Raw genomic sequence first — 4,854 nt, 5'->3', positions numbered from 1 at the left:
ACCTCGATGCCAGATGACATTGTTTTGCTTTCTGGATTGGCACCTAAATGACCAATTAAAATCACTTTATTAAGCATGTTTGTAAGTTCCATTAAATAATGTAAAGATCATAACATGTTTTATGTGTTTTTACAATGTTTTCAGTTAGCTAATAACAATTATTTAAAGTGTTACATTATGTTCTAAATCACTAAAGCGTGTAAAATCGGATTGAAAGGCAAGGGGAACGATTCCTGTCGGACCATGGCGTTGTTTTGCTATAATAACCTCGGCTTTACCCTTGGCTTGCTCCATTGCATCTTGCCATTTGCTATACTCAGCAGTGCCTTCTTTGGGTTCTTCATTTTTGAGATAGTATTCTTCGCGATAGACGAACAAAACAATGTCGGCATCTTGCTCGATTGAACCAGATTCACGTAAATCGGATAATTGGGGACGTTTATCGGTTCGGTTTTCAACTTGACGCGAAAGTTGTGACAGAGCAATGATGGGAATATTGAGTTCTTTTGCAAGTGCTTTTAATCCGGTGGTAATGGCTGTAATTTCTTGAACGCGATTTTCTAATGAACGCTTTGAACCGCTTGTCATGAGTTGGATATAATCAATAATCAAGACATCTAGACCATGTTGTCGTTTAAGACGCCTTGCACGGGCGGACAATTGTGCAATAGACACACCACCTGTTTGATCAATATAAAGAGGGATTGTTTGTAAGGAACGCATTGCGTGAATAATTTTTGCAAATTGCTCTTCTGAGATATTACCACGACGCATATCAGAAGAAGAAACCTTTATTTGTTCTGAGATAATACGGGTTGCAAGCTGTTCAGATGACATCTCAAGTGAGAAGAAACCAACAATACCCCCTTCATTGGCTTGGCTGTTATCATGACGCTTGCAAGCATTGGCAATATTAAAAGCAATATTGGTAGCAAGAGAGGTCTTCCCCATAGCAGGGCGTCCCGCAAGGATAATTAAGTCAGATGCTTGTAATCCCCCCATTTTCTCATCAAGAGTTTTGATATGGGTAGCTATCCCTGAGAGCTTTGAAGAACGCTTTTTCGCAGCGCTTGCCATGTTAAGTGCTTTTGTAATGGCTGTATTAAAATTTTCAAATCCACCTCCATATTTCCCTTTTTCTGCTAGCTCAAATAATTGATTTTCAACAGTTTCAATTTGTTGTGATGTTGTAAGTTCTACAGAAGCATCATAAGCTCTATTCACAACTTGAGTGCCAAGGTTAATTAAAGAGCGTCGGATAAACAGATCATAAATGACGCTCCCATAATCTTTAGTATTAATGATTGTGACTGCCTCTGTAGCTAAACGCACCACGTAATTATATACAGTGATGTCACCAATTTTCTCATCATTTTCAACAAAGGGCTTAATAGTAATGGGATCTGCAACTTTTCCATTTTGGATAATTTTTGAAATGATATCAAAAAGCCTTTGATGCAACGGTTCAAAAAAGTGCTCTGCTTTTAAAAAATCAGAAACGCTATCAAGAGCATTATTATTGATAATGATAGCACCCAGCAAAGCTTTCTCTGCTTCAATATTATGGGGCAATTGACGAAAAGAAGATTGTTCTTCTGTTTGAAAATAAGGTAATTTAACAGCGCTCATTTTATTCATTATGATTTAAATTGATTTGATAAATGATAATTATAAATCACTGAATCTACAGTGTGAATCCCATTTTTATTTTACTTAACAGCTTGCTTTTTGATACGTTTTGTGCAATAAAGAGATGTTCTTTTATATTTCGATTGGTTACTTTAATCGTTTATTTAGATCGCTAGCTGTTTTGATAATAAAAGCCGTGTCTTAAAGGACGCGGCTTTTTTGCTACAAAGCAGCCCCCCGCGTTATTTAAGCAGCGTCTTTTAGTGACTGATTATCACCACACATATCTTCAGAAAATTTCTTATTTTCTTTAAGCACAGCATTGCCATAAATCGTTGTAAATTGGCAAATTTGTGCCTTGCCACTCACATGAGCATTATCATGAATTTTTGCACAGGGACCAACACGCGCCGAGCCAGAAACCTTGGCATTGTCATAAATATTGCTACCATCATAAACTATAGCTTTATCAAAAACATGAGCATTGCCATAAGCTTTTGACCACGCAGCAAGGCGTGATTTACCGTAGACATGGGCATCATTAAACACAAGCCCACTCACATACGCATTTTCATAAACACGGGCATTATCATAAATAAGAGCTCCCTCAGTAATAACGGCATTATCACTCACAACGGCATTGCCAAAAACATAGCCACCAATTTTTGCATTTCCATTAATGACTGCATTGTCATAAACATGTGCCTTATCACTCAAAACCCATGCCTTATCACTAATCACAGCATTACCATAAACCTTAGCATAATTCACAACACAAGCATTATTGCGTATTTTGGCATTTTCGGAAACGCTTGCTTGGATAACCATAGCATCATCATAAACCCAGCAATTGCCTTTATGAGACAGATCACTCTCATCTTTAATAAAGCCGCCCAATTGACCAGCTTTAACATCATCAAAATCTCTTAAAGCACGAATGCGATAAAGAGTTTGATTATTAAACACACGCGTTTCATTAGTAAGTTCATATTTTGGAGAAGTTTCTTGATTTGTAACTGTAGCACTCATGCTAGTAATCCTATTCGTTTAAATTGTTTGTTATTAACAGCCCTATAAGGGCGTCGGGCGCTAACAAACACGGCGAATAGTCCGTCGTCACACTTTTCTCATAAAGAGTATTGTATGATGTGACCACACCCGACAAAATCGTTATATGCTAGAGATAGCATAAAAGAAAGTCAGTATTTTAAGAAATGGGAGAAACCTTATCGTGATTTATCCGCTATTCGCTATAGTGTTTGTTAAGCACTTGCCAACCTCAATAAACGAACCTTTCTTTAAAGTCAATACGTATTTTTTATTTTTTTCATTTTGATACCTACCTAGTTGAATATCAAGTGCTTTTAAATTTTACTTTTGGTTTTTAGTATAAAATGTAGTGCGTAAATGAACATGTTTATTAAACTGCGTGTATGCAACATGAGAAAGAATGAACAAACTACAAAAAAGTACCAAAGAACGATATCTAAATACCAAAATACAGTATAACTATTTGGAAAAATTAAAACGACAAGTGCTAAACTTATTAGCTTTAAGAGTCGGTGCATATGCTGTTGTAAATCACGTGTTAATATCTTCCAACCTGTTGTATTTCCGCATTTGTATTTTGGGTTGTTTTGCAACTCAGAAGGAATATTGGAATTGCATAAAATTGCAAAAACCGTTGTGACTATTACCAAAGAAACAGATGCGAATGTCAAAATACTCTGAATAAAGTAAAGATTTTTTTTAATTCCTAAAAAACATAAAAATATAAAAATTATAATACCAAACAAGGCTCTTAGCTGCTTATCTGTAAACATATTTATTTCCTGCGGTTTTTGATAATTTTTTGATCTCTTTATTGATCTCGTCTATAAGAGGTTCGTAATTGAGAACGCTTTGCGGAATACCACCCCCATAAACCCATGCTTTCACTTGCGCCTTGGTACTGTAATCAACTTTCTCAGGCATCTCATGATACTGACCACCGTCAAATTCTTCGTATTCTCTTGTACCATCATCATATTCATATAAGTTGTAAAAATACTCAGCTACCCCTAATCCCCATGGTGCATATCCAACCGCTGTTGCAACCCACTTTTTTTGCCCCTTCTGTTTACGTTTTTTTAAAAACATCTGGTTTAATATCCCCTATCTAAATCCATAACTTTACCAATGGGTTTATTCGCCTCAAAATGGACTGTACAGAAGCGTTTTTAATTTCAATGTGGTTTTTATCACAAAATCTTTAAATCGCTCTGTACGGTGCCTTTCTGTCAATTTAAACGCACGTCTATTCTCAAAATCATCAGCAAATTTCACTACTTTGCTGTTTTTTCGGATGCTTTTAAATACGATTTCATGACTGATAATCCCGACAAAAGCTCTATTTCTGATCCATAAGTGTCTTTAAGCGTAGATCGCTGTTGCAAGTTGATTGAAGCTTTCTGAAAGGTTATTTGCGAAACTGTTTGTTGATGATTTATAGCATGCGGTTGCATATAGTTTTTCCGTTTCTAATTTTTTGTGTTTCTTAATTACCAATCCATATTCTGGATGCGTAATCCAATTATCCCAAGCGCTTTGCCAATCGCGTTCATTTGCATTTCGACATGGGTTGGATTTTGAAAAGCGTACAAATTTTTCAAATTCTGATAAGGCTTCATCATGCGTTAATCCTTGTTCAGTTGCGTATTGAAAATCGGGTTTGAAATCTTCTAGTATTCTTTCAACCTCTTGTTTTTCGCTTATTTTCTTTGTTCCTTCAAAAAAGTTTGCTTTCTCTGGAAAATAAGCAGGCATCATCGTGTCAAAGATTTCTGAAAGTTTTTTTCCAACCTTTTTAACTTTTCGTGAAGGCAATTTCGCAATCATCGCTTCGTTAATTTGCCATCGGTTGTTAACTTCGTTTGAAAGATTGATATTTTGCTCGCGAATGATTGGTTGTTTGGTTTCTATCGTTTTGATTTGTTCTGATTGGCTTTCAACATCACACTCGATTGCCTTTTCAACAAAATCGTTTGTTTCTAAATTTTCAAAATCAATTTCTCTTTTTGATAAAATAATATTTTTATTTTTTTTGTTATTGTTAATGTTAATGTTATTGTGCATTTCCAAGCATTGCTCGTGCATTGCGTATGCATTGCTTGTGCATTGCTCATGCATTGCACGTGCATCATCATTACTTTTATCTTTGTTTTTATCCCATCTAGCTTTTGCTGC

5 protein-coding genes and 1 pseudogene are annotated in these 4,854 nt (G+C 35.7%); all 6 read right to left on the bottom strand.

Going from position 1 to position 4,854, the window contains the following annotated elements; all coding sequences use genetic code 11:
* Window positions 1-77: pseudogene (locus ACFIKD_RS08720) on the bottom strand (single-stranded DNA-binding protein); the annotation flags it as partial.
* Window positions 78-162: 85 nt separating this feature from the next.
* Window positions 163-1,638 carry a replicative DNA helicase gene (locus ACFIKD_RS08715; protein ID WP_375647784.1) on the bottom strand — a complete coding sequence of 492 codons (1,476 nt, stop codon included), beginning with the start codon at window positions 1,636-1,638 and terminating at the stop codon, window positions 163-165.
* A gap of 237 nt (window positions 1,639-1,875) precedes the next feature.
* Window positions 1,876-2,658 (bottom strand): hypothetical protein, encoded by a 783-nt coding sequence (locus tag ACFIKD_RS08710; RefSeq protein WP_375647782.1) that lies wholly within the window; start codon window positions 2,656-2,658, stop codon window positions 1,876-1,878.
* 335 nt (window positions 2,659-2,993) lie between these two features.
* The gene (locus ACFIKD_RS08705; RefSeq protein ID WP_375647781.1) at window positions 2,994-3,452 is read right to left on the bottom strand and encodes a hypothetical protein; all 459 of its coding nucleotides are present in this window, start codon (window positions 3,450-3,452) and stop codon (window positions 2,994-2,996) included.
* Window positions 3,439-3,768 (bottom strand): hypothetical protein, encoded by a 330-nt coding sequence (locus tag ACFIKD_RS08700; protein ID WP_375647780.1) that lies wholly within the window; start codon window positions 3,766-3,768, stop codon window positions 3,439-3,441. Before ACFIKD_RS08700 ends, ACFIKD_RS08705 begins: the two co-directional genes overlap by 14 nt.
* Window positions 3,769-4,041: 273 nt before the next feature.
* Window positions 4,042-4,854 (bottom strand): hypothetical protein (locus tag ACFIKD_RS08695; RefSeq protein WP_375647778.1); only part of this gene is annotated, 813 nt, incomplete at its 5' end.

The sequence above is a fragment of the Bartonella sp. CR84HXZ genome, from assembly GCF_042194535.1.
Taxonomy (GTDB): Bacteria; Pseudomonadota; Alphaproteobacteria; order Rhizobiales; family Rhizobiaceae; genus Bartonella; species Bartonella grahamii.
The sequence above is the reverse complement of the archived record's forward strand: the minus strand, read 5'-3'. Positions and strand labels throughout refer to the sequence as shown.

Excerpts from the sequence above, each read along its gene's own strand:
- ACFIKD_RS08700 (WP_375647780.1), bottom strand. The coding sequence starts at position 3,768 with ATGTTTTTAAAAAAACGTAAACAGAAGGGGCAAAAAAAGTGGGTTGCA.
- ACFIKD_RS08705 (WP_375647781.1), bottom strand. The coding sequence starts at position 3,452 with ATGTTTACAGATAAGCAGCTAAGAGCCTTGTTTGGTATTATAATTTTT.
- ACFIKD_RS08710 (WP_375647782.1), bottom strand. The coding sequence starts at position 2,658 with ATGAGTGCTACAGTTACAAATCAAGAAACTTCTCCAAAATATGAACTT.
- ACFIKD_RS08715 (WP_375647784.1), bottom strand. The coding sequence starts at position 1,638 with ATGAATAAAATGAGCGCTGTTAAATTACCTTATTTTCAAACAGAAGAA.